The 26,499-nt window shown below is 68.8% G+C and carries 20 protein-coding genes and 1 pseudogene; 14 read left to right on the top strand and 7 right to left on the bottom strand.

Annotated features, from left to right (window positions below; genetic code table 11):
- Positions 1-20 precede the first annotated feature (20 nt).
- The 3 genes from ACQP2P_RS15465 (at position 21) to ACQP2P_RS15475 (ending at position 3,393) form a co-directional block, all read left to right on the top strand.
- A complete protein-coding gene (locus ACQP2P_RS15465) occupies positions 21-1,430 on the top strand; it encodes an FAD-binding oxidoreductase (protein ID WP_433616675.1) in 1,410 nt (469 codons plus the stop codon).
- Positions 1,427-2,251, top strand: coding sequence for a PhzF family phenazine biosynthesis protein (locus ACQP2P_RS15470; RefSeq protein WP_433616676.1), 825 nt, complete (start codon positions 1,427-1,429; stop codon positions 2,249-2,251). Before ACQP2P_RS15465 ends, ACQP2P_RS15470 begins: the two co-directional genes overlap by 4 nt.
- A 104-nt stretch (positions 2,252-2,355) precedes the next feature.
- Complete coding sequence (locus ACQP2P_RS15475; protein WP_433616678.1) at positions 2,356-3,393, top strand: acyl-CoA dehydrogenase family protein; 1,038 nt, start codon at positions 2,356-2,358, stop codon at positions 3,391-3,393.
- Between the two features lie 70 nt (positions 3,394-3,463).
- On the opposite strand, the gene ACQP2P_RS15480 is transcribed toward ACQP2P_RS15475, so the two are convergent.
- Positions 3,464-4,633, bottom strand: a complete 1,170-nt coding sequence (locus ACQP2P_RS15480) for an amidohydrolase family protein (protein WP_433616680.1) — start codon at positions 4,631-4,633, stop codon at positions 3,464-3,466.
- A 1-nt stretch (position 4,634) separates the two neighbouring features.
- Positions 4,635-5,795: an LLM class flavin-dependent oxidoreductase gene (locus tag ACQP2P_RS15485; RefSeq protein WP_433616682.1), complete on the bottom strand. Its 1,161-nt coding sequence runs from the start codon at positions 5,793-5,795 to the stop codon at positions 4,635-4,637.
- 217 nt (positions 5,796-6,012) lie between these two features.
- Between ACQP2P_RS15485 and ACQP2P_RS15490 the strand changes: the two genes are divergently transcribed.
- Together ACQP2P_RS15490 and ACQP2P_RS15495 are read left to right on the top strand one after the other, a co-directional pair.
- Positions 6,013-6,870, top strand: coding sequence for a hypothetical protein (locus ACQP2P_RS15490; RefSeq protein ID WP_433616684.1), 858 nt, complete (start codon positions 6,013-6,015; stop codon positions 6,868-6,870).
- A 70-nt stretch (positions 6,871-6,940) separates the two neighbouring features.
- Positions 6,941-7,516, top strand: a complete 576-nt coding sequence (locus ACQP2P_RS15495; protein ID WP_433616686.1) for a VOC family protein — start codon at positions 6,941-6,943, stop codon at positions 7,514-7,516.
- Between the two features lie 440 nt (positions 7,517-7,956).
- Here ACQP2P_RS15495 and ACQP2P_RS15500 read toward each other — a convergent pair whose 3' ends face one another.
- The 3 genes from ACQP2P_RS15500 to ACQP2P_RS15510 all read right to left on the bottom strand — a co-directional run bounded on the left by ACQP2P_RS15500 (position 7,957) and on the right by ACQP2P_RS15510 (position 12,226).
- Complete coding sequence (locus tag ACQP2P_RS15500) at positions 7,957-9,201, bottom strand: diiron oxygenase (protein WP_433616687.1); 1,245 nt, start codon at positions 9,199-9,201, stop codon at positions 7,957-7,959.
- 67 nt (positions 9,202-9,268) lie between these two features.
- On the bottom strand, positions 9,269-11,395 hold the full coding sequence (gene asnB / locus ACQP2P_RS15505) for an asparagine synthase (glutamine-hydrolyzing) (RefSeq protein WP_433616688.1): 2,127 nt from the start codon (positions 11,393-11,395) through the stop codon (positions 9,269-9,271).
- A 99-nt stretch (positions 11,396-11,494) separates the two neighbouring features.
- Positions 11,495-12,226 (bottom strand): SAM-dependent methyltransferase, encoded by a 732-nt coding sequence (locus tag ACQP2P_RS15510; protein WP_433616690.1) that lies wholly within the window; start codon positions 12,224-12,226, stop codon positions 11,495-11,497.
- 286 nt (positions 12,227-12,512) lie between these two features.
- Here ACQP2P_RS15510 and ACQP2P_RS15515 point away from each other — a divergent pair, with 286 nt between their 5' ends.
- Together ACQP2P_RS15515 and ACQP2P_RS15520 are read left to right on the top strand one after the other, a co-directional pair.
- On the top strand, positions 12,513-13,676 hold the full coding sequence (locus ACQP2P_RS15515; RefSeq protein WP_433616692.1) for an MFS transporter: 1,164 nt from the start codon (positions 12,513-12,515) through the stop codon (positions 13,674-13,676).
- 56 nt (positions 13,677-13,732) lie between these two features.
- A complete protein-coding gene (locus ACQP2P_RS15520; protein WP_433616693.1) occupies positions 13,733-15,007 on the top strand; it encodes a condensation domain-containing protein in 1,275 nt (424 codons plus the stop codon).
- 67 nt (positions 15,008-15,074) lie between these two features.
- Here the strand turns inward: ACQP2P_RS15520 and ACQP2P_RS15525 are convergent, their stop codons facing one another.
- Positions 15,075-16,205, bottom strand: a complete 1,131-nt coding sequence (locus ACQP2P_RS15525) for a hypothetical protein (RefSeq protein ID WP_433616695.1) — start codon at positions 16,203-16,205, stop codon at positions 15,075-15,077.
- Positions 16,206-16,234: 29 nt separating this feature from the next.
- On the opposite strand from ACQP2P_RS15525, the gene ACQP2P_RS15530 reads away from it, so the two are divergent.
- From ACQP2P_RS15530 to ACQP2P_RS15540, 3 genes are read left to right on the top strand one after another with little or no spacing between them, the layout of a single operon-like run.
- Entirely contained in the window at positions 16,235-17,380 is a 1,146-nt protein-coding gene (locus tag ACQP2P_RS15530) for a mandelate racemase/muconate lactonizing enzyme family protein (protein ID WP_433616697.1), read from the top strand.
- Positions 17,380-18,381 carry a LeuA family protein gene (locus ACQP2P_RS15535; RefSeq protein WP_433616699.1) on the top strand — a complete coding sequence of 334 codons (1,002 nt, stop codon included), beginning with the start codon at positions 17,380-17,382 and terminating at the stop codon, positions 18,379-18,381. The genes ACQP2P_RS15530 and ACQP2P_RS15535 overlap by 1 nt, the downstream gene beginning before the upstream one ends.
- Positions 18,378-18,842, top strand: coding sequence for a MarR family transcriptional regulator (locus ACQP2P_RS15540; RefSeq protein WP_433616700.1), 465 nt, complete (start codon positions 18,378-18,380; stop codon positions 18,840-18,842). Before ACQP2P_RS15535 ends, ACQP2P_RS15540 begins: the two co-directional genes overlap by 4 nt.
- Positions 18,843-19,304: 462 nt before the next feature.
- On the opposite strand, the pseudogene ACQP2P_RS15545 reads toward ACQP2P_RS15540, so the two are convergent.
- A pseudogene (locus ACQP2P_RS15545) lies at positions 19,305-20,784 on the bottom strand (IS1634 family transposase); the annotation flags it as partial.
- Positions 20,785-21,381: 597 nt separating this feature from the next.
- On the opposite strand from ACQP2P_RS15545, the gene ACQP2P_RS15550 reads away from it, so the two are divergent.
- From ACQP2P_RS15550 to ACQP2P_RS15565, 4 genes are all read left to right on the top strand, one after another.
- Complete coding sequence (locus ACQP2P_RS15550; RefSeq protein ID WP_433616702.1) at positions 21,382-22,917, top strand: SCO6880 family protein; 1,536 nt, start codon at positions 21,382-21,384, stop codon at positions 22,915-22,917.
- Complete coding sequence (locus ACQP2P_RS15555; protein ID WP_433616703.1) at positions 22,914-23,606, top strand: hypothetical protein; 693 nt, start codon at positions 22,914-22,916, stop codon at positions 23,604-23,606. The genes ACQP2P_RS15550 and ACQP2P_RS15555 overlap by 4 nt, the downstream gene beginning before the upstream one ends.
- A gap of 1,123 nt (positions 23,607-24,729) precedes the next feature.
- Positions 24,730-25,299: a DNA-binding response regulator gene (locus ACQP2P_RS15560; RefSeq protein ID WP_433616705.1), complete on the top strand. Its 570-nt coding sequence runs from the start codon at positions 24,730-24,732 to the stop codon at positions 25,297-25,299.
- 60 nt (positions 25,300-25,359) lie between these two features.
- The gene (locus tag ACQP2P_RS15565) at positions 25,360-26,430 is read left to right on the top strand and encodes a hypothetical protein (RefSeq protein WP_433616706.1); all 1,071 of its coding nucleotides are present in this window, start codon (positions 25,360-25,362) and stop codon (positions 26,428-26,430) included.
- Positions 26,431-26,499: the final 69 nt, after the last annotated feature.

Consider the following 26,499-nt stretch of genomic DNA (forward strand, 5'->3'; position numbering starts at 1 on the left):
CGCTCCGCGCGTGGCGGAGATTGGAGCAGGTCATGACGCTCGAGGTACCGGTGCACGCGATGGCCGACCTGACGAGGTCCTTCACCGGTGAGGTGCTGAGCGCATCGGATCCCGGCTACGAAGCCGCCCGAACGATTTGGAACGCGGACGTGATGCGGCGTCCGGCGCTGATCCTGCGCTGCCGCAACGCCGGCGACGTCGTGGGCGCGCTGGCGTTCGCACGCCGTCGCGGGCTGGAGGTCTCGGTGCGCGGCGGCGGCCACAACATCGCTGGCACGGCCCTCTGCGACGACGGCGTCATGATTGACCTGTCACTGATGCGCGGCGTCGACGTGGACGCCGCGCGCCGCCGGGCCGTCGCCGCGCCGGGCGCCACATGGCTCGATCTGGACGGTGCCACCCAGCTGGCGGGCCTGGCCACGCCTGGCGGAGTGGTGTCCAGCACGGGTGTCGCCGGGCTGACGCTCGGTGGCGGTTTCGGCTGGCTGTCGCGGCGCTTCGGCTGGGCGTGCGACAACCTCGAGTCCGTCGAACTGGTGACCGCCGACGGCGAGCGGATTCGGGCGGACGAGGCGGAGAACCCGGACCTGTTCTGGGGCATCCGCGGCGGCGGGGGCAACTTCGGCGTGGTCACGTCCTTCACCTACCGCCTGCACCCGGTCAGCCACGTGTACGCAGGGTTCCTGGTCTACGACCTCGCCCGCGCGGCCGCCGTGCTGCGCCACTGTCACGAGGTGATGGACACCGCGCCCGACACGTTTTGCATGGTCATATCGATCGGACCGCCGCCGCAGCAGCTCGCCTGGCCCGCCGGCACACGGGTGCTGCGGGTCGGCTTCTGTCATTCCGGCCCGACCGAGCACGCACGGTTGGCGATCGAGGCGTTCACCAGCGTCCATCGGCCCGAGGCGGCCAGGTACTCCACGATTCGGTACGGCGAACTGCAGACGATGCTGGACGGCGGCGCGCGCTTCGGCCTGGCGCACTACTCGAAGTCGCACTTCCTGCCCGATCTGAGCGACGAGGCCATCGAGACCATGGTCGAGCACGCCCGACGGGCGGTGTCGGCGCGGTCCCGCGTGGTCCTGCACACGTGCGGCGGGATGCCGAGCCGTCTTCCCGCGGACGCGACCGCGTTCGGGCATCGTGACGCGCGCTACAACCTACAGATCGATGCCACCTGGCAGCCCGGCGAGGACCGCGCCCGCGAGGTCGCCTGGGCCCGTGCGTTCGGCGCCGCCATGCGGCCGTTCAGCAACGGCGGGGTCTATGTCAACTTTCTCAGCGAGCGCGACGACCCGGCGGGCGTCCTGGCGGCATACCAGGGCGACCGGCTCATGCGCTTGCGCAGGCTGAAGACCGCATATGATCCGGAAAACATTTTCCGCCACAATCAGAACATCCCTCCGCTCACGGCGGACGAGCGATGAGCCCGGCGGAACTGGCGGTCCATTTCGTGGATGCCTTCGTCACCGACCGGGGCGGCGGAAACCGGGCGGCCGTGGTCCTCATGGACGAACCCGCATCCGGTGCCTGGCGGCAGGCCGTCGCCGCGGACCTCGGCGCGCCGGCGACGACGTTCGCCGAGCGGCAGCCGGACGGCCGGTGGCGCCTGCGGTGGTTCAGCCCGTCCGTCGAGATGAAGTCGTGCGGGCACGGGACCCTCGCGGCGGCCGCAGTGCTGTGCGACGCGCTTGGACTGCGGCCGCCGCTCAATTTTGACACCGAGCTCGGCCCGGTCACGGTCGACCGCGTGGCCGACGGCTTCCGGCTCGGCTTTCCCGCTCAGGCCACCGAGCCCTGGGAACTGCCGGACTGGGCGGTGGCAGCGCTGGGCGTCGAGCCGGCCGAGGTACGCAGATCCGAGCGGCACTGTCTCGTCCGGGTGGCGTCGGTGGCCGACGTGCTCGCCGCCAGCCCGGACCTGACGGCCCTGAGCCGGTTGCCCACGATCGGCCTGGCCGTGACGGCGGCCGGCAGCGGGCGGTACGACATCACGACCCGATGGTTCGTCGCCCGGGAAGGCATCGAGGATCAGGCCACCGGGACGGCGCACACCCTGGTCGGGCCGTACTGGGCCGAGCGACTGGGCCGGCCCGGACTGACGGCGTTGCAGGCGTCCGCACGCGGCGGTCATCTGGAAGTGGTCGTCGAGGCCGACCGGGTCCTTCTGGGCGGGCGCGCGATCACCGTACTCACCGGCCGGCTGAACAATCTTGCCCGCTTCGAAGGGAGTGAGGGAGCACAGTGACGAGCAATCAGCCGAACGGCGAGTCCGTCGACGTCGTGGATCAGGTCAAGGACCTGCTTCCGGCGGTCCGGGCGGCGGCCGAAACGGCCGAGCAGCGGCGCCGGGTGACGCCGGAGATCATGGCGCGGCTGCGTGACGCCGGCCTGTTCCGCTTCTGCGTCCCGCGCAGTATCGGCGGACTCGAGGGAACGCCGGACAGGCTGTTGACCGTGGTGGAGGAACTGGCCACGGCGGACGCCGCGACTGCCTGGTCCGTGATGATCGGGGCCACCAGCGGGATGGCCTCGGGCCATCTGGCGCCGGACGTCGCCCGGTCGATCTACGGTGACCGGGAGGCGATCTCGGTCGGGCCGTTCGCGCCGTTGGGCAAGGCCGGCCGTGAAGGTGACGGGTTCCGTCTCACCGGCCGCTGGCCGTACGTCAGCATGTGCCAGGACGCAACCTGGTTCATGGGCGGCGGCGTCACCGACGACGGCCGGCGGCTGCTGTTCCTGTTCCCGGCGGATCGGGCCCGGATCCATGACACCTGGAAGGTCATGGGTCTGCGGGCGACCGGCAGCCACGACATCGAGGTGGAATCCCACTGGGTGCCACAGGAGTACACCATTCCGCTGCAGTGCGACCGGCCGTTCGCCGACGGTCAGCTGTATCGGTTTCCGGTGCTCGGCATGATTGCCGCGGCCATAGCCGCCGCGGCGCTCGGCCTGGCCCGCGGTGCGGTGCAGGACATCCTCGACCTGGCTGGCGTCAAGACCCCCACGTATGCGGTCCGCCGGCTCGAGGAGCGGCCGCTGGTGCAGCTGCAGATCGGCCAGGCCCAGGCGGAGGTGCGGGCGGCGCGGGCGTTCCTGCGCGAGGCCGTCGACGAGGCGTGGAGCCGCGCGGTGAGCAGTGGCGGGGTGGACCTGCCCGCCCGGGCCGCCCTGCGGCAGGCGGCCGCGCACGCGACCGGTGCTGCGGCCAAGGCGGTGGATCTGATGTACACGCTCGGCGGCGGCACGTCGAACTTCGAGCACAGTCCGCTGCAGCGCAGATTCCGCGACGTGCACGCGGTCACGCAACACGTCATGGTCGGCCAGACGGTCATGGAGACGGTTGGGCGCTTAATGCTCGGATTCAAGGTCGATCCTGGCCAGCTCTGAGCGTGGGAACGACGTCATGACCGTACCGCGGTGCCCGCCCGGAGGGCGGTCGGCGACGGCTGCCCGAGGCTCAGCGGACCCGACGGCCGCCGAGGAAAACGGCTCGGACGTCACGCAGCGCGCCGAGGTCGTCGAGCGGGTTGCCACCGACCGCAATGATGTCGGCGTCCGCGCCGGGGGCCAGCCTTCCCTTGGCGGGCAGCCCGCAACAGTCGGCCGCCAGCGCGGTCGCCGAGTGCAGCGCCTCGCCGTTCGTCATCGCCGCGGCGCGGGCCATCTCCTCGATGCCGTACGACAGGACGTCGTGGGGCTTTGCCGGCGAGATGCCCGCATCGGAGCCAGCCACGAGACGGACCCCGCGCCGGTGCATCTCGCGCATCAGATCGTCGGCCAGTGCCAGTCGCCGCGCCACGGCCGGCGGTGGTGGCGGCGAGCCGGGTAGCGCGCCCATGGTCGGGCACACCCAGATGCCGCGCCGCGCAATGTCGTCGAGCGTCGCCGGATCGGGGGCGATGCCGTCCTCCACCCAAAATTTCGCGTGCTCAAGGCCGTCGGCTCCCGATCGCACCGCCGACTGGACGCCGCTGCGCGCATGCGCGTGGACGGTCAGCTTCACGCCGGCGGCGTGGGCCTCCTCCACCGCGGCGCGCAGTTCGCCGTCCTCGAATTGGACCTGCAGCGGGTCGCTGCCGGGAGTGAGCGAGCCACCGGTGCCCATCACCTTGATCACGTCGACGCGGCGCGCGACAAGCTCGCGGACGGCGGCCCGCAGCCCGTCCTCGCCGGTGGCCTCGCCGCCGAGGAAGTGGCAATGGCCGCCGCGTGAGGTGATGGGCGGTCCGGCGACCAGGATGTTCGGCAGGTGCCCGGGCCGGCTTCGGGCCTCGTCCCGCAGGGCCAGCGTGGTGAAGCCCCGTCCGCCGAGGTCACGAAGTGTCGTGATGCCGGCCGACAGCGCTCGCGATGCGTTCCTGCGCATTGTCGCAAGGAGCTCGTCCTCGTCGGCCCGCAGCAGTGGGCCTACCGGATCCGAGCCGGCGTCGAACCCGAGATGGACATGGGTGTCGATGATGCCCGGGAGGATCGTCGTGCCAGGAAACATCAATTCCTCGGCGCCGGGCGGAACGGTTCCGCCCGGCGTCACCGAGACGATGCGCCCGCCGTCGACGACGACGGTCGGGTCGATCATGGCTGGCGTCGAGAGCCCGTCGAACAGCCGGTCGGCCCGCAGGGCGAGCACGCTAGCGGTCCACGGCGTCTGGTTGCGAGCGCTCGTACTCCTGGATCTCGCGCCGGATCGCGCCGGTCGTGTCGCTTACCCACTGGGTCATGCCGGGAGTGGCCGACGGCCATTCCATCAACCATCGATTGGAGGCGACAGGAGCGTCCAGCTGGCCCTGGAAATGCGGGGCGACCTCTTCCGCGAAGATCTGGTAGGACTCCAGCGTGGCTCGCCGGTTGGCCAGTTCGGCCCCCTGCAGCATGTAGCAGCCGAACCCGCCGGAGCGCTCCTGGAGCCGGCCGATCGTGTCGACGGCCATGGCGGGCGTACCGATGACGCCGCCGCCCAATCCGTTGATCTGATCGATCAGATCGTCGAACGTGGTCGCATTCAGCGTTGGCAGCGGAATGATGTGGCTGAGGTAGTCGAACACCCGGCCGAGGCCGTGCTTGACGTTCTCGCGGGCCTCGGCCTCCGTGCGCGCGATGTGGACGGGCGCCATCATGCGCCAGTTCGCCCGGTCGACGGTCTTGCCGTGCAGTGCCGCCTGCTCCTCCACGACCGACCAATGGTCGCGGAGCTTGCCGAAGCCGTCCGGGTGCCAAGCGGCAATAGACAGCAGGCCCAGCCCGTGCCGCCCGGCCGTCGCCGGCCCGGCGGGCGAGATCGACGCCGCGACCGCCATCTCCGGCAGGGGCTGAGTGTACGGCGCGATTTGCAGCCGGGCCTCGTTGAGCGTGCACCAGTCCGACTTGAACGTCACCGGCTCTTCGCCCGTCAGCAGGCTGAGGATGACTTCGATGCCTTCACGCATCATCCGCCGCTGCTCGCCGGCCTCGATACCCAGCATCCGCGCGTCCGAGGCCAATTGGCCCGGCCCGAATCCGAACATGACTCGCCCGCGGGACAGATGGTCCAGCAGAACCATTCGCTGGGCCGTCATGAACGGGTTGTGATAAGGCACCGAAAGAACGCCCGTGCCGAGCCGGATATGCTTCGTTCGCTCGGCGGCGAATGCGAGAAACAATTCAGGGGAGCTGACCAGTTCGAATCCGCCGGAGTGGTGCTCGCCGACCCAGGCTTCGGCGAAGCCCCAGCGGTCTATCCACTCGATGAGTTCGAGGTCCTTTTCGAGCGCGACGGTGGGGCTCTGGCCTACCGGATTCAGCGGGAAAAGCATCGTTCCGAAGCGTAGCGGCGTAGCCAAGATCAACCCCGTTCGGCTTGAGGGTGAGGCTGAGCACGGTGGCGGTACAGCGCATGCCCTCATGAAGCCGTACGATCCCCGTGTATTCGTGGGGGACTCTAGAACAGGTAGAGACGATCGTCAACGCCTCGGAAGTTGGCCCACGCGACTCGGCCATTGAGTGGACGGACGTGTTGGCCTAGACTGCGCAGTGGCCACCGCAACCGGACGCCGTGGCAGCTGGTTCTCAACGGGGGGATCCTTGCTTTCAGAGCCGTTGTCCGAGAGTTCTGCCTGGCTGGACGCTTTTTCCAAATGGAGCTGCCGAAACAGCTCGGACGGCAGTTGCGGCTGGTATCACGGCACGTGGCAGTACCTGCGCATGCTGAATCTGGTCTCCAACCCCTCGTGGCATCATGCCTACCTGTGTGAGGCCCTACCGGCCGCGGTCGGCGGCCGTTCCGCCCCGCGGGTGATGGTGAGCGGCTGCGCCGACTACTCGTTGTTTGCGCATGCCGCATTCGCGCTGGGCGGGCGGCCAGCATTCACGGTTCTGGACTGGTGCCCGACACCGCTCGGCGCTACGGCGTGGTATGCCCGACGGGCCGCGCTGCCCGCCCCCGAGTTGTTGTGTGAGGATGCCATCGCGCATCGGCCGCAAAGCGGTTACGACCTGATTGTCAGCGACTCTTTCCTGCCCCGTTTCGCGCCGGACGCCATGCTGAAGCTCGTCCGGGGATGGCGGGAGTCGCTGCGCGACGGCGGCTCAATTGTCACCACCGTGCGTATTCGGGAGCGCTCGGAGGCGGCGCCCGGCGAGGGCGGTTCGGCGGCCGAGGCGTGGCGGCGCAAGGCGGAGGCGGCCGGGAGGCATTGGGACGGGCTGTCGACCTTGCCCCACGCCGAGCTGGTGGAGCGCGTCGCGTACTTCGCCGAGCACCAGGAGCGGACCGTGGTGTACGGCCAGCACGAGCTCGAGGAGATCCTCCGCGGCGGCGGGTTCGACCGCGTGGACTGCCGGATCGTGGATATCGACGGGAAGCGGTTCGCCCGTATAACAGCTGCCTGACCGCATTCTAAGGGGAATCTACATGCTTGGTAGCGGTACGCCGCAGTTCTCTATTCGCGGAGTCGACCACTTGGCGGTCGGCACCCACGACATGGCGGCGAGCCTCCAGTTCTACGTGAAGGTTCTGGGCTTCCAGCTGGTCATGGCCCGCAAGACCCACCCGGCCGCCGACGCGGACCACCCGCTCGTGTCCGACGACGATCCCGACAAGGAGAAGGCCGCGTTCCGGCGGCCGCCGGGCGCGCCGCAGTACGACAATATCCGGCACTACTGCCTGGACATGGGCAACGACAGCGTCTTCAGTCTCTTCGAATACCCGCCCGGAACCCCCACGGCCGTGCGTGACTCCGTCGCCGGACTCCAGCACATCGCTTTTCATGCCGAACGGCCAGAGTTTGAGAAGGTGCGCAGCCGGCTCGACGAGTTCGGCATCGAGTACCTGGGCCCGCTGTATCTGGGAGACGGGCACACGAGTATCAATCTCTTCGATCCGTCGGGCCTGCGCCTGGAGATCGTGACGGCTGGCGACGAATCGGCCTACAATTCTGTCGATCGGGCCCGAATGCCGGAGGAACTCATTCGCGAGGAGCTTCGCACCCTTTACGACAACGAGGACCAAATCGACGACATCCTCAATCGCGACTAGATGGTCCTTCCGTCCGCGCGATAAACGCGCGGTTGCCGGTCCATATCCCGAACGAAACGAGCTGGGCGGTTGACTACGTCAATCCCCAGCTCGTTTTGCGTGGCCGGCCGACGTCCTGCGCGCGGGGCCAGAATATCTGGGGAAGACAATTACTCGTTGCTCATCGCATACATGAACGTCATAGTATAAAATTGAAGGTGACGGGGGCTTTGAAGTGTGGCAACAGTGCTTCATGCTCCTGTCTCCCGTCTACGAGGGGGAGGGGGTGAACGCAATGATCAAGCGCGCCAAGCGTCCGGCGAGGCCGGTTTCCCAGAGCAGCGTCCTGCGCATGCTGGGCTGATTGAGCGCGGGGGACCGGATCGATTCCGGTTCCCCGCGACTTTTTGTTCTCGACCGCCTGCGGTGCGGCGTTGTACGAAGAACCGGTTACGACTGGGTCATAGGAGTCCGGCGCTCTCGAACGCCTCCCGAGTGCGCGAATGATCCAGGGCACCCACTTCGGTGAAGTACCTCGTCGCGGGCCGTGCCGCCGCCGCGATGTCCCGCCGGATGAGGTGCTCCGGCGTCGACTCGGCGATGACGCCGCGACATTCCTCGGCCGTCAGCCCGATCCGCGTCAGGCCCGGGACGAGCGCGGCGAGATCCGGCCTCAGGAACGCGTCGATGATCTGCGGCACGGCGGGACCGACGATCCGCTGCTCCGCGACGGAGAGCTCCGGCCATAGCCGCGAGAGCATGTCCTTGAAGTAGGTGTGATGGCGCCCTTCGTCGACCGCGTGGTCCCTGACGACCTCGCGAACCGCCGACGGAAGACGGGAATCCCGGGGCAGATCCGACAGGATCGCCGAGATGAGCGTCTCACTCACGATGCAGAACAGCAGCGCCGTCAATCCCCGCATGCGATCCGGCAGCGTTGACGCGATCGTGTCGAGGCGACCGATGAAGGCCGGAAGTGGCAGCTCCGGCAGGTGGATCCCGGTCTCGGCCTCGACCTGACGGACGAGGTCGTAGGAGAACTGGGCATGCCACGCCTCGTCCGTCACGATCTTGTAGGCGTCGGAGCGCATCTGCTCCGGCAGGTCGATGCCTGCCCGGCCCCGGGCGATCGCCGAGGCGACGGGGAGGACGGCCACCTGCTCGAGCTCGGTCGTGAAGTGTAGATACGTAAAGAGCCGATGCACCAGAATCTGCCGCACCGCTTGCTCTCCCCGCTCGAGTACCAGCGGGTGGGCGGCGATCGGCACCAGCTCGGGGCTGAAGTAGACCGGCTCGCCGCCCTCCAGCATCCGGCGTGGCTTGCTTCGCACACTCGCGCGCTCGTACCAGCCAGCGAACCCGCTGCGGTATGGTGCGGCCGAGTCCTGGGGCTCGCGTTGCGGCGCCCGGGCCTTCGTCACGAGCGTCGCCCGGGCCGACTTCCATGGGTTGTCCGACTCGGCCCGGACGAGCTCAATCTCACCCGCCTCCACCAGCCACCCCAGCTGTTCCGAAAGTGAGTGTGCGAGCTGGCGGAAGGTCCCGGCGCCGCGCTGCTCCAGCAGGGCCGCGAGATCCGCGACGCTGCGCCGGCCGTCGATGTGCGGCCACGCAAGGGTGGCGATCGACCGAGCGTCCCGCGGCGCGTCGACCGGCGCGGATCTGGCGGTGCCCGCCGAAGACTCGCGCGTTCGCACCGGAACCATGTCAAGATCATGAAGGCTCATTGGCCAACTACCCCCGTAGCCGCGTTCCGAACCGCCGAGGCGACCGTCAGGCCGTCACCCGGATCAGGCCCATCCCGGCCGCCTCGGCAAGCACCGTGCGAACTTCGTCGGCCGTCTCGTCGTCAAGGCCCGCGACGATGTCGGCGAACCTGGCCCGGCCGTCGACCCGGCTGAACACCGTCATCCAGGAGGGGGTATCGGAGTCGATGACGAACTCCGTCTCCCCGCGGACGCTCAGGTAGAGGGTCCCCGGTTCGGCCGGCGACGTCAGCACCAGCACCTCATCCTCCAGGGCCGCGATGGAGTCGTCGGTAAAGCTCACCGCGGCGCATCCGAGCCGCGCGGGCATCGCGGGATCGGCCGGATCGGCGCTGTCCGGTGCGATCACGGTCAGCGACTGCCTTGTCTGCAGCGGTGGCGCGGGCATCGAAGCGGTCATCGAGGCCAGCAGTCCGAGGTTCACCAGCCGCAGGAGCAGCTCAGTGCCGGCCGCGTCCGGTGCGGCGACCAGACGATCGAGCGCGCCCCGGATGTTCCCCGCGTCGAGGTAGCGCTCCGCGTCCGGCGCGGCCAGCGCCTCCTCGACCAGCTGCCCGTCGCCCTGGGTGAGCATCGAACGGAACACCTGATACGTGAAGCGTTCGTAGGGACCCCAGAAGAAGGGCACCTTTTCCCGCTGGGCGAACACCGCGGGGATTACGTCACCCACCGCGTCACGCACGATTCGCTTGTCCCACAGCAGTGCCTCGCGCCGAGCCCTCGGCAACGACACGACGAGTTCGACGAGGCGATGGTCCAGGAACGGCACGCGCGCCTCGATGCCGCTGCCGGCCGCCGTGCGATCCTCGTGCCAGCAGTTGTACTGCTGCAGCTTCTGGTACTCGTACCGCAGGTACTGGGCGTACGAATCCGCGGCGACCCCGAGCGCCCCCTCGGACACCAGGGACTCTCCGGCACCGTTGAACCAAGGCGCCAGCGACGGGTTCCTGCGCAAGCCCTCGTTGCGGGCCATGGCCCGCAGGCTGGCCATGAAACCCGACCAGCTCGGCTCCGCGGCGATCGTCGTGGAATAGCCGCCGGAAAACTCGTCGGCGGCCGCGCCGAGCAGCATGCCGCGCAGTTGCGGGCGCACGACCTTGGCGTACCGGTGCAACTCGTGTTTGTAGAACTGCTCGGGTCCGCACATCGGGTTCTCCAGCAGCCACACCAGCCGCCTCCACTCGTCGGCACCCGGGATTCGGGTGCTGTCGAAGACGAGCTGATGATTCGGCAATCCGAGCTGCCGGGCGACATCCGCGGAGTTCGGACCGTCCCCGTTGAGCAAGGTACTGGCATTGAGCGCCGTGAAGGTGTGAATTTCACCGGCCGTCCGGCGGGCCAGCGCAGCCACGGCGGCGGAGTCGACGCCTCCCGAGAGGAAGACGCCGAGCTCCGCGTCTGCCGTCGCGCATTCGGCGACCGAACTGGACAGGAGGCTCCGGTACTCGGAGATCAGCTCGGCATCCGAAAGGGGCTGGTTCTCCAGCGGGTCGGGGAGGTCCCAGTACCGATGCGTCCTGGTCGCGCCGTCGGCGAGATCGATCTGCAGGACGGTTGCCGCGGGCACCGACTCGATGCCCTTGAACCAGGTGGTGGGATCGGCATGGGTGATCGCCACGGCCGCGTTGAACAAAGGGCTCGACAGCGCGGCCGCCCAGTCGACCTCCCGGCGGACACCCGGGTCCGCGAAGAGCGCCTTCATCTCGGAGGCCATGACGATCCGCGCGCCGTCGCGGTGGTAGTAGAGCGGCTTGATGCCGAATCGGTCCCGGGCGAGGATCAGCTGTCCACGTGCCCGGTCCCACAGGATGATGGCGAACATGCCGCGGACGCGGTCGAGGAAGTCCAGGCCGTACTTCTGGTAGAGATACAGCAGGATTTCGCAGTCCGAGTCCGTCGAGAGCATCGCGCCGACGCCCAGCTCGGCGGCGAGCTCGCGGTGGTTGTAGACCTCGCCGTTGGCGATCAGCACAAGGTCCCGGTTGGCGCTCCACAGCGGCTGTGCGCCGCCCTCCGGATCGACCAGGGAGAGCCGGGTGAACGCCATGCCGACGGCGCCTTCGTTCATGATTTCGCGCGCGTCGGGGCCCCGGTGGGCAATGACGTCCGCCATGCGCTCGAGCAGTGCTGCCATCGCATCTGCATCGGTGCGTCCATCGAAGTATGCGATGCCGGCCAATCCGCACATGACGTTCCCCCGTGTCTGTTCGTGCAGCTCAGTGCCTCGATGGAACTAGACCGTGCCCACGGCGACCATGCCGTAGGAAGTCATCATCAGGTCGTTTCCGCGGCGGTCGAAGAGCTCGACCTGCTTGAATCCCGAGGTCAGCATCCAGTATTCGAGTTCGGCCGGAGTGAAGATGCGCACGTCGTACGGATACTCGGTGACCCGGCCGCCTCGGTACATCGTTCGGGCGCCAACAATGCGCCGCCCGTCCGGATTCATCTGCCGGTGGTCGATCATCACATTGTTGTCGCGGGTCATTGCCATTGTCTTCCCGCCGGGATTGGCGGCTGCCTCTTGATACAGCACCGGCCCGTTGATGGTCTCCACCAGCAATCGGCCGCCCGGACGGAGTAATCCGGCCACCTGTCGAAGAATTGCGCGATCGGTTTCGTCGTCAAAGTAACCGAAGGAGGACCACCAGATCAACGCCACGTCGAACTGTCCGAGCCCGGAGAGGTCGCGCATGTCACGCACGTGGTATTCAGCCTGTGGTGCGCTCGCCTTCGCCGCGGCGATCATCGCCGGGCTGATGTCGATGCCCACGACGTCGGCACCGTGCTCCACCAGGTAACGTCCCATGCGCCCCCAGCCGCACGCGACGTCGAGTACACGGTCGCCCGGCTCGATATTTCCGAGCTTCCAGACAAGATCACCCTCACGGGTGTTACGGGCGCTATCATAGCGCATCTCCAGGAAGTAAAGGAAGTCGGCAATGACCGCCGGATCCGGTCCCGACATTGAGCCACCTCTCTAGCTGCTGCGTCTCGTAACTGGCGCTCGGGTGGGACGGTCAGGGATTCTTGCACGGTCACTGTCACGGAGGTCAATGTGATGCAGGTCACTGCGCACCGGGTCATGGTGTCATTCGTTGATCGGTACTGTGAACACGTCGTTGCTTTACGGATTGTGGGCGGCGCGGGTTTGACATTGATCGATGGCTCTTGTCTGGTGGTGAGGTTCTGTGCTAGTCGCAGCCACGAGACGTGACCTCGGCCCCCTTCGCTACGCGACGTTCCGGATTTTCGTGGCCGGTCGCGTCATCAGCACGTTCGGAAATGCGCTCGCACCTATTGCGCTGGCATTTGCGGTGCTGGACATCACCCATTCGGCGGCCAAACTCGGCCTGGTGGTCGGGGCTCGATCGCTGGCCAATGTTCTGTTCGTGCTCGTCGGCGGGGTGGTGGCCGATCGGCTTCCGCGGTTCGCCGTCATGGTGCTGTCCAGCCTGGTCGCGGCGACCAGCCAGGCCGTGGTGGCGACCACCGTTCTCTCCGGCGTGGCGAACATGCCGTTGCTCATCTCGCTGTCGGCGATCAACGGTCTGGCCAGCGCCCTGCTGCAGCCGGCATCGTCGGCATTGACCTCGGAGACGGTCCCGAGAGAACTGCTCAAGCAAGCCAACGCCATCAAGCGCCTCGCCTCGCAGCTGACCATCATCCTCGGCGCCTCGGTCGGATCGCTGATCGTCGCGTACTTCGGTCCCGGCACGGCGCTCGCCATCGACGCCGCCACCTTCGTGCTCAGCGGCGCCTGTTTCATGCGGCTCGGGCGCTCGGGCCAGACCAAACGCCCGCCGGAGCGCCGGTCGCTGCTGCACGATCTGCGGGTCGGTTTCTACGAGTTCCTCGCCCAGAACTGGATCTGGATCGGCGTGCTGGTGTTCTTCATCTTCAACGCCGCCTGGGCCGGCGCCATCCAGGTGCTGGGTCCCGTGGTGGCCGACGAGACCTTCGGCCGGCGGTTCTGGGGCCTGGTCGTCGCCGCCCAGACGGCCGGCATGGCGGTGGGGACCATCGTCGTGCTGCGGCTGCGCACGAAGCATCTGCTGCGGGTGGGCGCCGCCGCGGTGTCCTCGGCCTGTCTCCTGCCCTTCGCCATGGGCCTGGCGCTGCCGCTGGGCCTGCTGATGGCGGCCGGATTCGCGGCCGGATCCGGCCTGGCGATGTTCGCCGTCGCTTGGGAGACCAGCCTGCAGGAGCACGTTGCCGAGGAGAAGCTGGCCCGGGTCATGTCCTACGACGCGGCGGGCTCGCTGGTCGCGATACCCGTCGGTCAGGTCACGGTCGGCCCGGCGGCCGATGCGTTCGGCACCCAGCCGGTGCTGATGGTGGCGGCCGGCGTCATGGCGGTCGTGATCGCTGTGCTCCTGACCAACTCGACAGTTCGGCGGCTCGCTCACAACGGCTGACCGGCCGGGAGGTGCCGGCGGCGGCAACAGCGCAACAGACGGGGGAGGTCGACGGGGTGACGGCGACATCATTTCTGACGTACAGCCAATTGTCCGTTTGGCGATCGATCGAACCGTTTCCGGTGGAGCAGCACGGTGTGCTCTTCCTCAACAAGGTTTGGGATCTGCCGGACGGTGTGACGATCGAGCAGGTGGAGCGGGCGCTGGCGCTGCTCGCTCGCCGCCACGAGGCGCTGCGGCTGCGCTTCGAGCTCGATCACGAGGACGAACCGCGGCAGCGCGCCGAGGCCGACGCTATCGTGCCGCACGAGGTCATGGCGCTGTTCTCCGCCGCCGGCCCGGACGAGCCGCCCGCCGCACCGGAGGGCTTCGCCCGGCCCTTCGACATCGAGCGCGAGCCGGCCTGGCGCGCGTGCACTGTCACGCATGACGGTGTCCCGCGGTACCTGCGCATCTGTTGTCATCACCTGATTGCGGACGCCTGGTCCATGCGGACCCTCCGGAATGACTTCGCTGCGATCCTGGCCGGCGCCGCGCCGGCCGCTGACGCCCCGCGCCCCTCGGACCTCGCGGAGGTGCAGCGGTCGGTGGCATGGACCAAGCGGCACGAGGCGGCGATGCGGCACTGGGGCACGGCGATCAAGACCAGCGTCGACGCGGATGTCCGGCCGGGCGACGCGGCGCCCGTGCGGCGCTGGGTGTCGCTCGAGTCGGTGCCGGCCCTCGAGTCCGCGCGCATGCTCGCCGAGGCGACGAAGACGTCGGTGCACTCGGTCGTGCTGGCCGCGTTCGGCGAGGTGACCGCGCAACGGTCGGGACGCACGACCTTCCGCATCGGGCTGCTCGCCGGCAATCGGTCCAGCCGGCGTTGGCGCGAGCTCGTCTGTCCCATGGATCAACTCACCCCCGTGGTATTTACGCGGGATCCCGGCCGCTCCTTCTCCGAGACCGTCGGCGCCGTACACCGGGCCGCGTTGCTTGCCTACAGCAACGCCAGCTACGACGTCGACGAGCTCGCCGCCGAGCTGGAGGAGCACGAGGTCGACGCTGTGGACGGCGGGATGGACTGCTTCTTCAACTTCATCCCGGTTCCGCCGGTGGCGCTGCCGGGTGTGGCGCCGTTCCGGCCGGGCGGCTCCGAGCCCTGGCGTTGCACGGTGAGCGAGGGGGGCCGCAACAACGGGGTGCCGACCTTCCTCAAGGTCAGCGCGGGGGACTACCTGCTGCTTCGCCTGCAGGAATGCCGAACCGGCTCGACCGCGCAGAGCATGCGACAGGATCTGCTGGCGTTGCAGGACGTCATCGGAGCCGCGGCGAGCCGACTGGGCTGACGTGTACCCGGACGACATGCGCGCCCGCCTCGGTCGAGGCGGCCCGGACCGGGCGAGCGCGCCACGATCATTCCTGGAAGGCGCGCCGGATGCCGTCGCCGAGCACCAGGGCGAGGTCCTCGGCGTTGGCCTGCAGGGCGGTCTCCGTCAGTACGCGTCGCAGCGGTCCGGTCGCCATGGTCCGCAGCGCCAGCGCCGCTGCTGGATGCGCGAGCCGGGACTCGACGTCGAAGCTGTCGCCGGCCTGATCCCGCATGATCAGACCGGTGGCCAGGGCGCCCAGCCAGAATTCGTACCGCAGATCGGGGCCGAGGACCGAACGCGGGTCGGTCGCCTCCGACGGTCGAGCGGCCGCGAGCCTCTCCGCGGTCCAGCCGCGCTCAGCGAGCCAGGCGAATGCCGGACGCCGGGTCCATTCGCCCCGCGCCCCGGTGGCGGTCAGGACGTAGGCGACCAGGTCGTCGCGGGAGTGGTACGGCAGTTCGGGCACCGAGCTCAGAGTGGTGCCCGGCGTCGTCAGGCGGTCCCGGGGCGCGAGGTCGCCGGCGAAGCACGCCGATCTGCGGGGGCCTCGGACCTTGCCGTTCGGCAGCAGGCTGGGCAGCACAGGCGTGTCGTGTTCGACCAGGTTCGGGGTTACCACGTAGGGCGTCACGCCGCAGGCGGTGAGGAACTGCGAGAGCAGGAATGCGTCGCGCGTCTCGCCCGCGCCGAACCGGTCGGCCAGAAAGTCGGCGAATCGCGGAGCGTATTGCGCCGGAAGCAGCACCGCCGGGGCCGGGACGAACGCATCGACCACCGGCGCCCAGCGATGTCCGAGGAACGCGGCGAGACGGGTCGACTGCCCGGTCAACGACGCCCATTCCGAAAACAGGCAGAAGCAGCGGTCCGGATCCGCGGCGAGGATTTCCCCGAGTATTTGCATGAAATCCGGGCACGGCATGACGTCGTCCTGCAGCACGACATGGTGCGTGGCCCCCGGGGCAACGCTGCGCCAGGCTTCGATCGCGCAGTCGTAGGCGTTTTCCGCAGAGGGTTTTCCCGCGTTGAGCCCGGCGATCGCGACGTTGGCGCCGCCCAATGCGCCCACGACTCTCTGTGCATAGGTGGAACGCTGTGGATGCGACATCACGGCGATCGAGGCCACGATTTCGTGCGGCGGGTCGGCGTATCGCGAAGCCTGGCCGGTGGAGAGCAATGCAGACCTCCAGTCGAGGGGAATCGAAGTTGACAGCCATCGAGAGCGTTGAGATCAGTGTAGTGCAGATTCCGTACCGGATTCCGTACCACACCTCGACAAATGTGACCCCGACCGGTCGGCACGTCGTCATCAAGGTAGTGACGTCGGACGGCACCGTCGGCTGGGGTGAGACCGGTATCATTTCCCGCCGGTATCCCAGCCAGGGCGATGCGCCGGAAACCATTCTGGCGGTGCTGCACCACTATCTCGCCCCCGTGCTGCTCGGCCGGAACCCGCTGGAGCCGGCGGTTGTCCTGGCGGCTGCCGAGCACACCATTCGCGGCCACCTTTTCGCCAAGGCCGCCATTGACCATGCCCTGCTCGATCTGCAGGGCAAATTGCTTGGCGTTTCCGTGGGCGTGCTGCTCGGCGGGCATATGCGCGGCGCTTACAGCGTCAGCCGGAGCCTGCCGCTGGCCGAGCCGGAACGGGTGGCCGATCGGGCCCGGGAGCTGCGCGATCAGGGCTATCAGCGCCTGACGTTGAAGGGCTCGGGCGTCCCGGCCGCGGATGTGGCGTGCTTCCGCGCGGTGCGCACTGCCCTCGGTGACGAGTATGAGCTCGAAATGGATCCGAACGGCGCTTATCAGGTCGATTCGGCGGTCAGGATGATTCGAGCGATCGAGGACCTGGGTGTTCTCGCGATCGAGCAGCCGACTCCGGGCTCCGACGTTGCCGGGCTGGCCGAGGTCCGGGCCCGGGTAATGACGCCGATCATCGCCGACGAGAGCGTCTTCTCCGACATCGATCTGCGCCAGGTCATCGCGCACCGGGCGGCCGACGTGATCTGCCTGAAGCCCTTCAAGTCCGGGGGCGTCCTCGCGTCTCGCCGGTTGCAGCATGCCGCGGAATGTGCGGGCCTGCAGGTGAGCACCGGGAGCATGCATCCCTTCGGCATCGGAACGGCGGCCCTGCACCACTTCGCCGCGAGCGTGCCATTGCTGACCACCACGGGCTACGGCAGTCCGAGCGAGCGGTTCGTCGACGACATCGTCGATGACGCCTGCTATTCGTTCAAGGAGGGAACAGTGTCCGTGCACAACGACTACCCGGGCCTGGGGGTCGTGGTGAACGAGGAGAAGCTTCGGCGGTACACCGTGGATCGGGTCGTCGTCACTGACGTGGAGCGCTGATGGCTCCCGACGTCGTCATCATCGACTGCACCCTGCGCGAGGGGAGCCAGTCGCCGGGTACCAGGTTCGACACCGATGACTCGCTGCGCATCGCACACGCATTGCGCGAGGCGGGTATCAGGAATCTGGAAGTCGGACATCCGTACGCCGGCCGGGACGAGCGGGAGCGATGTGCGGCGGTCGCGGCCACCGGCCTCTTCGACTCCGTCATGGGCCACGCTCGAGCCAACGAGGGGGACATCCGCTCCGTCGCCGACGCCGGCGCATCGTGGGTCGGCATATTCATCGGTGTCAATGACTACAGCCAGCGGCACCGTCTGCGGCGCGATGCCGGCGAGATCATCGGCATGATCGGTGACGCGGTCGCGTTTGCCCGATCGCTCGGGTTGTCGGTTCGCTACACGGTGGAGGACGCTTCCCGGACGGCATATCCGGATCTGCTGAAGGCTTACAAGGTCGCCATCGACGCCGGGGCGAATCGCATCTGTTACGCCGATTCGGTAGGCATCTGCGACCCGGCCGGCGTGCGGGAGGTCGTCTCCCTGCTGCACCGCGATTTGCCCGGCATCGAGCTCGAAGTGCACTTCCACGACGATCGGGGGCTCGCTACGGCCAACGCGCTCGAGGCGGTGTCGGCCGGAGCGACACACGTCTCGGCCTCGGTCAACGGCCTCGGGGAGCGGTGCGGCATCACGGACACCTGCATCCTCGCCGCGAACCTGCTGTTCCTGGGATCATCGTGCGGGGTGTCGGGCGATGCGCTGTTCGGCCTGAGCCGTACCGTGGCGAACGTCGCCAGCGACGACCCGGGTCTTCGGCGCCCGGTCGTCGGCCGGCACAGCTTCACGCACACGGCCCGTCTGCACCGGATCGCCGTCGACCGGGAACCGGGCAGCTATCACTGGCACCCACCGGAGGCGTTCGGGCGCTCGGCCGCCCTCGCCGGATCGCGCGCCGCCAGCGCGGTGGGGGCCGACGAGACCGGTTCCGGCCCGACATGACCCGCTGGCTCGACGAGGACGAGCAGGCCACCTGGCAGGCGTTCTACGCGGCGGCGACCCTGCTCATCGATCGCATCGACCGTGCCCTGCAGCACGATGCCGGGATGCCGCACGGGTATTTTGAGATTCTCACCGTGCTGTCCGAGTCCGAGGGGCGAGCACTGCGCATGCACGAGCTCGCCCGCCGGACGCGGTCCTCGCGCAGCCGGCTTTCGCACGCGGTGAGCAGGCTAGATGCCTGCGGCTGGGTGCGGCGGCGTGACTGCGACGACGACAAGCGTGGACAGGTCGCCGAGCTGACCGACGAGGGCGCCGCGGCAGTGGCCGCGGCCTCGCCGGGGCACATCAGGACGATGCGCACCCATCTGTTCGACCAGTTGACCGCGGAGCAGCTCGTGCAACTCAAGCAGATCAGTGAGCTGATCTCCGAGGGGCTGGAGTCGGCGCCGACCAGCCGCTGAACGGCCGACCGCGGGGGGTTTGCGAGGCTGCATCGACGGGGATCATGCGGACAGGGGGCCTGCTGCTCCGAAACCCTTGCCGGGTACGCCGTCCACTCCGGCGACAACCTGGGGCGACCGAAACGGTGGTCACGGTGTGGCTACCACGCCGGATCGTTCCCGACCTGCGATAGGTGCCACCGCGCTGGTGCGGGTCAAGTGGTCAAGCTGCAGGTCACTCGTTGGGCAGGTGATCTCCGGGCGACGTTTGCAGCAGCCAGCCCAGTGGCATCTGCGCCGATCGCTCATAGGTGCCGGCCGGGCCGAGTCCGTACAGCGTCACGGTGTGGGCCGAGTCGCGCGCGACAGTCCAGTATCGCGGGATTCCCGCCGCCGCGTACTCGTCGACCTTGATGAGCGGAAATGCCGGTAGGGCCGGGACGTGGCGTGTGTCTACGCCGTCCCGACCCGCTCCGGTCGTGTTCAGCTGGGGTTGAAGGTGGTGACCCGGGCTGGTGGTTGGATGGAAAGTGCCTGGTAGATGGCTTTCTGGTCGGGGTGGAGTGGGGTGGTCTGGGTGACGGTGCCGGCTGGGCCGGCGAGGGTCACCTGGGTGATTCGTCCGAGTTGCCGGTTGATGTTTCGCCAGGTTTGGCCGGTGCCGCGTTCGGCGACCCGGGTGAGCAGCAGCGCCAGCCAGCAGATGAGGACGTCGGCGCGGATGCGGTGTTCGAGGCGGTGGAAGACCGGGCGGAGCAGCAGCTGGGTCGTGAGGTCGCGGAAGCCGCATTCGGCTTCGAGGAGGTTCTTGTAGCCCAGCGCGACGTCTTCGGCGCTGATGTGTGGGTCGGAGGTGGCGATGAGGTACTTGCCGTCCAGGCGGGCCTCGGCCTTGACCTTGCTGGTGTTGACGCGGAGCCGTCCGTTGGCCTGTTGGGTCAGCCACCGGCCCAGGGTCGGGTGGTCGCGCAGGGCGCACTCGGCGCGCACGTGCGCGGCCTCGTTGCGCATCCGGGTCTTGTCGCCGCGTGGGCGTTGGGCGTCGCGGGCGCGTTGTTCGGCGATGCGGGCCAGTTCGGCGGTGATGCGGGTCAGTGCCTCGTCGCGTTGGGCCTGGTCTCGTTGGGCTTGTTCGGGGTTGTGGCAGATGACGAACCGGATGTCGGTGGCCTCGAGGCGGATCTCCTTGACCCGCAGGTTGTCCCGGACGTGTTGGTAGCGGCCTTGCCTGTCGGGCGAGGACCTGCTCGACGAGGGGGTTGCCGTCGCGCATGCGCATTCCGGCGATGTAGTGTCCGCCGGCGCGGCGCAGGTAGGTGAGGTTGTCCGCAGAGGTGAACCCGCGGTCTACGACGGTGATGACCCGGCCGAGTTTCCAGTCGCGCATGTCGTCGCGGACCTCGGCCAGGACGGCCTGGTCGTTGCTGTTGCCGGGCCAGCACCAGCAGCGCACCGGGATGCCTTCCTTCGTAACCGCGAGACCGATGACGATCTGCGGCAGGTCGGCGCGGTGGTCTTTGGAGTGCCCGTAGCGGCGGAACGCGTCGTCGCCGTCGTCTTCTTCGTCGCGTTCGAAGTAGGTGGAGGTGGTGTCGAAGAACAGCAGGTCGACCTCGAGGTTCAAGAGGTTGGCCACGGCGAAGAACACCGCTTCCTGAACGCGGCCGGTTCTGTCGGCGTCGACGAGGAGGTCCATCGCCCGGTAGGCGTGGTCATCGTCCATCGTGGACAGTCCTGGCATCGCGGCGTCCTCACGCACCCACTCGGCAGCGGACAGCTTGCTCATCGGCGCGACCGCGCGGTTGGCGACCAGGGCGAACAGGACCCGTTCCATGTTCGTGGTGAACCGCCGCGCGTCGGTGGCCGTGCGCACGGCGGTGGCGACGTCCAAGCGCTGCCACAACTGCTCCAGCAGCCACACCGACCCGGTCGTGCGGGCGTCGATCACTTCCAGGCCCGCAGCGCCCGGCATGACCTCGGCTCCGGCGAGCTCACTGCGCCTGGGCAGACCGGAGACAGCGGCGCCGTGCCGCTGCGCCCGGACGCCATGGCCGCGTCAGCGAGCGGCAACGGCGCCGACCCGACGGGTGTCGACCCCGCGGCGGCAGATCGGACCGACGGCGGACCTTCCGGCGCCAACCAGGCTGACGGCGATCAGAGCGTTGCGGCCACCCAGGCGGGTGGCGACAGCGCCGCCGGCTCAGGCGGACTGCCGGGCGGCCCGGACTCGGTCGGGCTTGGCCCTGCCGGTGGACCGGACACCGGCGGTGACCCAGGTCAATCCAACGGTGAAGACCCACCACCCGATCCTCCTGAGCCTGGCCCCGGCGGCGGCGCCCCGTCCGGCGGTGGCGGCCCCAGCGCGGGCCCGTCCGGCGGAGGCGGCGGCGCGGCGGCCGGTTCAGCGGAGGAACTCGCGGTGGTCGCGTTGTAGCCGCCGTCGAGTCGCGGGCGTTCGGTCGACGGCCGCGCGCCGCGCGCCCGCGGGCCCCGGGCCCGCGGCGCCTCCCGGCGATCCACGACAGCAGTTTCGGTACGGCCTTGAGACGACGGGGGATCGATGTCAGCGAGGTTCACGTTTCCGCCCCGCAGCACCCGCGGTGCGGTGCTCGGGTTCACCTGGTCGCAGATCGGCGGCGTCGTCGTCGGCCTGATCTGCGCCATGATCGGCATCAACCTGCTCGCCGCCGGGCACAAATGGGCGGCCATCGCCATGTTCGGCGCGGCGGTGCTGCTCATCGTCCTGGCGCTGCTGCGGCTGAAAGGCCGCAGGGTCACTGAGTGGCTGCCGGTCATCGCCGGTGCCCTGGTGCAGAAGGCGACCCGGCAGGACCGCTACCGCGGCGGGATCTTCGCCGCGAACGGCGGTGACCTGCTCGACCTGCCCGGCGCGGCAGCCGGGTACCGATGGCTGACCGCCGTCGCCGCCGACGGTGTGACCCAGGTCGGGCTGCTGCACCACCGGACGGAGAAGACCGTCACCGCGGCCCTGGCGTGCACCGGCGGCAACTTCGTCCTCGCCGATCCGGACGACCAGACCCGTCGCCTCACCGACTGGGCTCAGGCGCTGAACATCCTGGGCTCTGAATACGCCGACTCCGGGCTGGTGCGGTGGTCGCTGTCGACCCGCACCGTGCCCGACACCGGCAACCACGCCCAGCGCTACCTCGCCACCCGGGCCGTCGAGACGAGCAGCACCGCCTACCGGTCCCTCGCCGAACTGACCGCGGCCGCGGCACCGAGCGGGCAGCGGCACGACACGTTCCTCGTTGTCGTGTTCGACATCGCCAGGATGTCCGGGGAGATCGACGCGGCCGGCGGCACCGACACCGCGATCGGCGTGGTGATCCTGGAACGCCTCGCCGGGCTCGCCGCCACCGCCGCCGAGGCCGGGGTGAGCACCCACGGCTGGCTCAGCCCTCGCCGGTACGCGGCAGTGCGCCGCACCCAATGGGACCCGGCCGATCAGGAGGCCGTCGACCTGCGGGGCGGCACCACCACCGGCCACGCCGGCACTCCCACCGAGCCGGGCGTTGCGCCTGGCGTCGAACCGCGGCTCGCCGGGCCGCTCGCCGCGGAGACCGTCGGCTGGGACACCTACCGGCACGACTCCGGACTGTCCCCCACGCTATGGGTGGCGCAGATGCCCCGACAGCCGGTAGGCGGGACCTGGCTCACCCCGCTCTACACCCGCGGCAGCGGCCGGCGGACCGTCACCCTCACCGCCCAGCCCGTCCCCGCCGCCCTCGCGCAACTCGCCGCCCGCCGCGACCAGGTCGCCGCCGCCGGCGACGAGGTCACCAAACGCAAACTGCGGCTCGTGCGCACCGCGCGGGAGGACGAAGAGGCCAAGGCGGTGCTCCAGATCGACCGGGAACAGGCCGCCGGTCACGTCCGCTACCGCTACCAGCTGCTGATCACCGTCACCGCCGACACCCCCGACGAGCTCGACCGGCACACCCGGGCCGCGAAACGCGTGCTGTCCCGCGCCGGCTGCGAAGCCGTCACCCTGTACGGCGAGCAGGACCAAGCCTTCGTCGCCGGTGCGCTGCCACTCGGCCGAGGACTGAAGCCGCTGCGCGGGTGGTCCGCATGACCCGCCAGCAGCAGGAAAGCCCACGGGTGCGCCGGGAGGGGTCGCTGCGCGACCTCATCGCCGACGGGGCCCGCAGCCGGGACGCCGCCCGCGCCCTCGCCGCCCTGCGCCGGGAACAGGAGACGCTCGCCGCGCAAGAGGCCAAGCTGACCGGCCCGCCGCCGGTCGGGCGCCGCGGCGGGTACGGACCTGCGGCCGGGCGGCCCGGATCGCTGCTGCGGCTACCGCCCCTGGTCACCACCTCGGCGCAGCTGTGCTCGGTGTTCCCGTTCGTCACCGACGGCGGCCTGCCCGTCGACGGCCCCCTCATCGGCACCGAGGTCTACTCCCGCTCCGGGTTCACGTTCAGCCTGCACGAGCTCTACCGGGCGAAACTGCTCAGCGCCCCGAACATGGTCGTCACCGGCCGGATCGGCACCGCGAAGTCCTCGCTGCTCAAGACCCTCGCCTTCAGAGGGGTGCCGTTCGGGCAGCGGTTCTACGTCACCGACATCCGCTCGGAGTACGCCGAGCTGGCGAAACTGTGTGGGATCACCCCGCTGCGGATCGGACCGGGCCGCGGCATCGTCATACGCGACTGCAGCAGTTCCTCCGGCGACACCCCGAGCCGGGACAGCAGCAGCCGCGCGGCGTCCAGATCGGCGTCACGACCGGACATGGGCGCGGCCGTCACGCGGCACCGTCCGTGAAGCGCGTGGCATGCAGCCCGACGACGAGTTCCTCGAGCACCGCCGGTGGGTGCACGATGAGCAGGCTGTTGACCGGGTCGGCGGCCAGCAGCACCCGGTCGCCGGCGCCGAGTCGGCACCAGTGCCGTGCCGCCGCCGGCAGCCGACGTGGCCGAGGCTGCTGAGCCGGAAGATGCCGTGCTCGTCCGCGGCGACCACGATCAGGCCCGTGTACGTCTGCAGGTGCAGTCGGGTGGCGTCCGTCCAGCCGAGCGCCCCTATCAGGCCGGCGTCCGCGACCCGCCCGTTCGTGTCGACGGTCGCCAGCCCGAACCGCAGCGTGCCGGCTGGGCGCTGGGTGAGCCGGGCGAGGGGGAGTGGTCCGCGCGGGCGCATCGAGCCGGTCGTGATCGGGGAACGCGACTGCGGCATGACGGAGGGGACGACGGCGGGGATCGGACCGGCGCTCATCGCAACCAACCGACCCGTGCCACGTCGCGACGGTCAGGAACATGCGGCGGAGACGCCGAAGCCGCGTGCTCGATTGCACTCGAACGCGCGGCCCTCAGATACAGCATGTGTGCTGGGTTTTTGTGTCGAAGGGGGGACTTGAACCCCCACGCTTCGCACCCCTGCGAAAAGCAGGGGTTCATGCGAACATCCTACGAGGTCAGAGCCTACTCCTCAATCGCCTTCAGGCCTGGCGGCGGTCGGGCAAATGAGGCCGGCGTTGCGCCGCCAATCATGATCCATCATTCGCACGTGCCGCGATGAGTCTGTTCCTCGTCCGCATTTGACCTAGGCATCAGGAAAGATCGACGTCAGGACGTCTTCGGCTTCCGCTTGCGCTTCTTTCTTGGTGTTTCCGTCGTCGGCGGGTTGGCCGGAATCTTCTTCGTGGGTCGCTGACCTTTCCTGAGAAACATCGCCTTTACCCCTACCGCCGTCGCCGGTGATGCGCCGAGCATTAACGGTACGTGCACGTTGCGTAGCGGTTCCATGACGCAATCTGCGGTCAGGAAACCGCCGCGCCTGTGCAGTGCTGGCGTCGGCCAACGGGGTCCGCAATCATCGGCGCGGGATACCAGTCACTGGAGGAACGCTGCACACGCTCGTCAGGATCGCCGTCTGTGACCCGTTGCCGATGTTCCGCAAAGGGGTCCTGGGGGTACTCCGCGATGCCGGTATCGATGCGGAGACGCCGGACGACGTCCTGGCCTGGGTTCGGGACGAGCAGCGAAAGCTCGTGTTGCTCTCCATCTGTCACGCCAGCGACTGGACGCTGCTGGAGCATGTCCACCGAGCTGCGGACGGTGCTCTGGTGATCGCGGTCCTCGACGACATGAGTACCGAGAACGCGCTGCGAGCGCTGCGGGCCGGAGCTGCCGCGATCCTGCCGCGTGACGCGAGCCCACAGATGGTGCGGGAGGCATCTATCGCCGCAGTCGAGGGGCGCAGCATCCTGCCAGTGGCGGTCGTCAGGGCCCTGACAACCCTGCCAGTGACCGGCCAGGATCCGGGCACTCCGTCGCTGGCCGAACGGGAATGGCTGGCGCACTTGGCTGGTGGGATGACGATCGCCCAGTTGGCGACTCACGTCGGGTACTCGGAACGAATGATGTTCCGACTGCTGCGGGATCTCTACACCAGGCTGGGAGTCTCCAATCGCACTGAGGCTCTCCTGCGGGCCCGCGATGCCGGCTGGCTACGATGACGCACAGCAGCGGACCTCATACACTGAGCGCGGTTGTCAATGCCAACACTCAGGAGACGCATGCAGCCGGTCATTGCCGTCCTCGGCAGCGCGAACGCCGCCCGCAGGTACGAACCCCCGGTTCGCGAGCACCAGGCGGCCCTCATCGCCGCTGCCGAGCTCGGGGCCGAGCTGGCCGAGCGTGGCTGTCGTCTGACGGTCTACTCCAGTGATCCGCGCTTCATCGAGCATGCGGTCGTTCGTGGGTATGTCCAATCGGGCCGGGCTCGTCCGCGATCGGTCATCGTTCGTGGCCGGTTCGGCGGTGACATCGGATTCCGTGAACTGGAACAGCATCCGGACCTGTTCGCGGTCGCTCCGGACCCTAGCCCCGACTGGGAGGTTGCGTACTACCGCTCATTGCTGGCGGTCGATGGGGTCGTATTGCTCGGCGGGGAGCGGTCGACGTTCATAGCTGGGCTGATCGCGTTGAGTCGTCGCATTGCCGTGGCGCCGCTCGCGACATTCGGCGGTGGCGCCGAGAAGGTGTGGCGCAGGCTCGGCAGTGAACCTGGCCTGGCCACCGAGGACGAGGTTGCCGTCCTGTCGCAACCTTGGAGAACCGCGGCGTCGGCCGCCGAGGTCGTCGGCTCGCTGCTGACGCAGCACGAGCGGCGCCAGGATCGAGAAGCCGCGAACAGCCGCGCCGACCGTGCGGTCCGTCGACGTGCTGTGGTCGGAGCGATCGCCGCGGTCCTGCTGTTGCTCGCGACGCTCGCGTCCGTCCCGATCGCGTTTACCCTCCCGAACGGCGCGTGGCCGACGCTCTCGATCCTGTTCGTCGCGCCGGTGCTCGCCTCGACCTGGGGTGCCGTGGTTCGGAACATCTACGACGGTGCGGTTCAGTGGCTGCGTGCGGCGGCGCTCGGGTCCGCCGCCGGCACGATCGCGTTCCTGCTGTTCCTGGCGGCTCAGCTCTCGACGAGCCCGGCGATGTTGAGCGAGGACGGCTCGCGGCGCCTGGTTCTCTTCGCCGTGATCGTGGGCTTTATCGGTGGCTTCACCTCCGAGGTCGTGTACCGCAAACTCCGAGCACAGGACGTCGTGAAGACACCGGTGCTACCACCGCCCGGCGGCTGGCCCCTGAGCTGAGCCTCCGTCGAAGGCGTTTGCAAACAGTCTCCGCGGAGGTGCGTGGCAGCACCGTGACGCTCGGCAACA

The sequence above is a fragment of the Dactylosporangium sp. CA-139114 genome, from assembly GCF_050955725.1.
Classification (GTDB): domain Bacteria; phylum Actinomycetota; class Actinomycetes; order Mycobacteriales; family Micromonosporaceae; genus Dactylosporangium.

What these genes read in the sequence shown, in the direction of transcription:
- ACQP2P_RS15485 (WP_433616682.1), bottom strand. Translation starts at nt 5,795, where the DNA reads ATGCTTTTCCCGCTGAATCCGGTAGGCCAGAGCCCCACCGTCGCGCTC.
- ACQP2P_RS15550 (WP_433616702.1), top strand. Translation starts at nt 21,382, where the DNA reads ATGTCAGCGAGGTTCACGTTTCCGCCCCGCAGCACCCGCGGTGCGGTG.
- ACQP2P_RS15470 (WP_433616676.1), top strand. Translation starts at nt 1,427, where the DNA reads ATGAGCCCGGCGGAACTGGCGGTCCATTTCGTGGATGCCTTCGTCACC.
- ACQP2P_RS15540 (WP_433616700.1), top strand. Translation starts at nt 18,378, where the DNA reads ATGACCCGCTGGCTCGACGAGGACGAGCAGGCCACCTGGCAGGCGTTC.
- ACQP2P_RS15510 (WP_433616690.1), bottom strand. Translation starts at nt 12,226, where the DNA reads ATGTCGGGACCGGATCCGGCGGTCATTGCCGACTTCCTTTACTTCCTG.
- ACQP2P_RS15560 (WP_433616705.1), top strand. Translation starts at nt 24,730, where the DNA reads ATGTTCCGCAAAGGGGTCCTGGGGGTACTCCGCGATGCCGGTATCGAT.
- ACQP2P_RS15555 (WP_433616703.1), top strand. Translation starts at nt 22,914, where the DNA reads ATGACCCGCCAGCAGCAGGAAAGCCCACGGGTGCGCCGGGAGGGGTCG.
- asnB (WP_433616688.1), bottom strand. Translation starts at nt 11,395, where the DNA reads ATGGCAGCACTGCTCGAGCGCATGGCGGACGTCATTGCCCACCGGGGC.
- ACQP2P_RS15535 (WP_433616699.1), top strand. Translation starts at nt 17,380, where the DNA reads ATGGCTCCCGACGTCGTCATCATCGACTGCACCCTGCGCGAGGGGAGC.
- ACQP2P_RS15565 (WP_433616706.1), top strand. Translation starts at nt 25,360, where the DNA reads ATGCAGCCGGTCATTGCCGTCCTCGGCAGCGCGAACGCCGCCCGCAGG.
- ACQP2P_RS15500 (WP_433616687.1), bottom strand. Translation starts at nt 9,201, where the DNA reads ATGGTTCCGGTGCGAACGCGCGAGTCTTCGGCGGGCACCGCCAGATCC.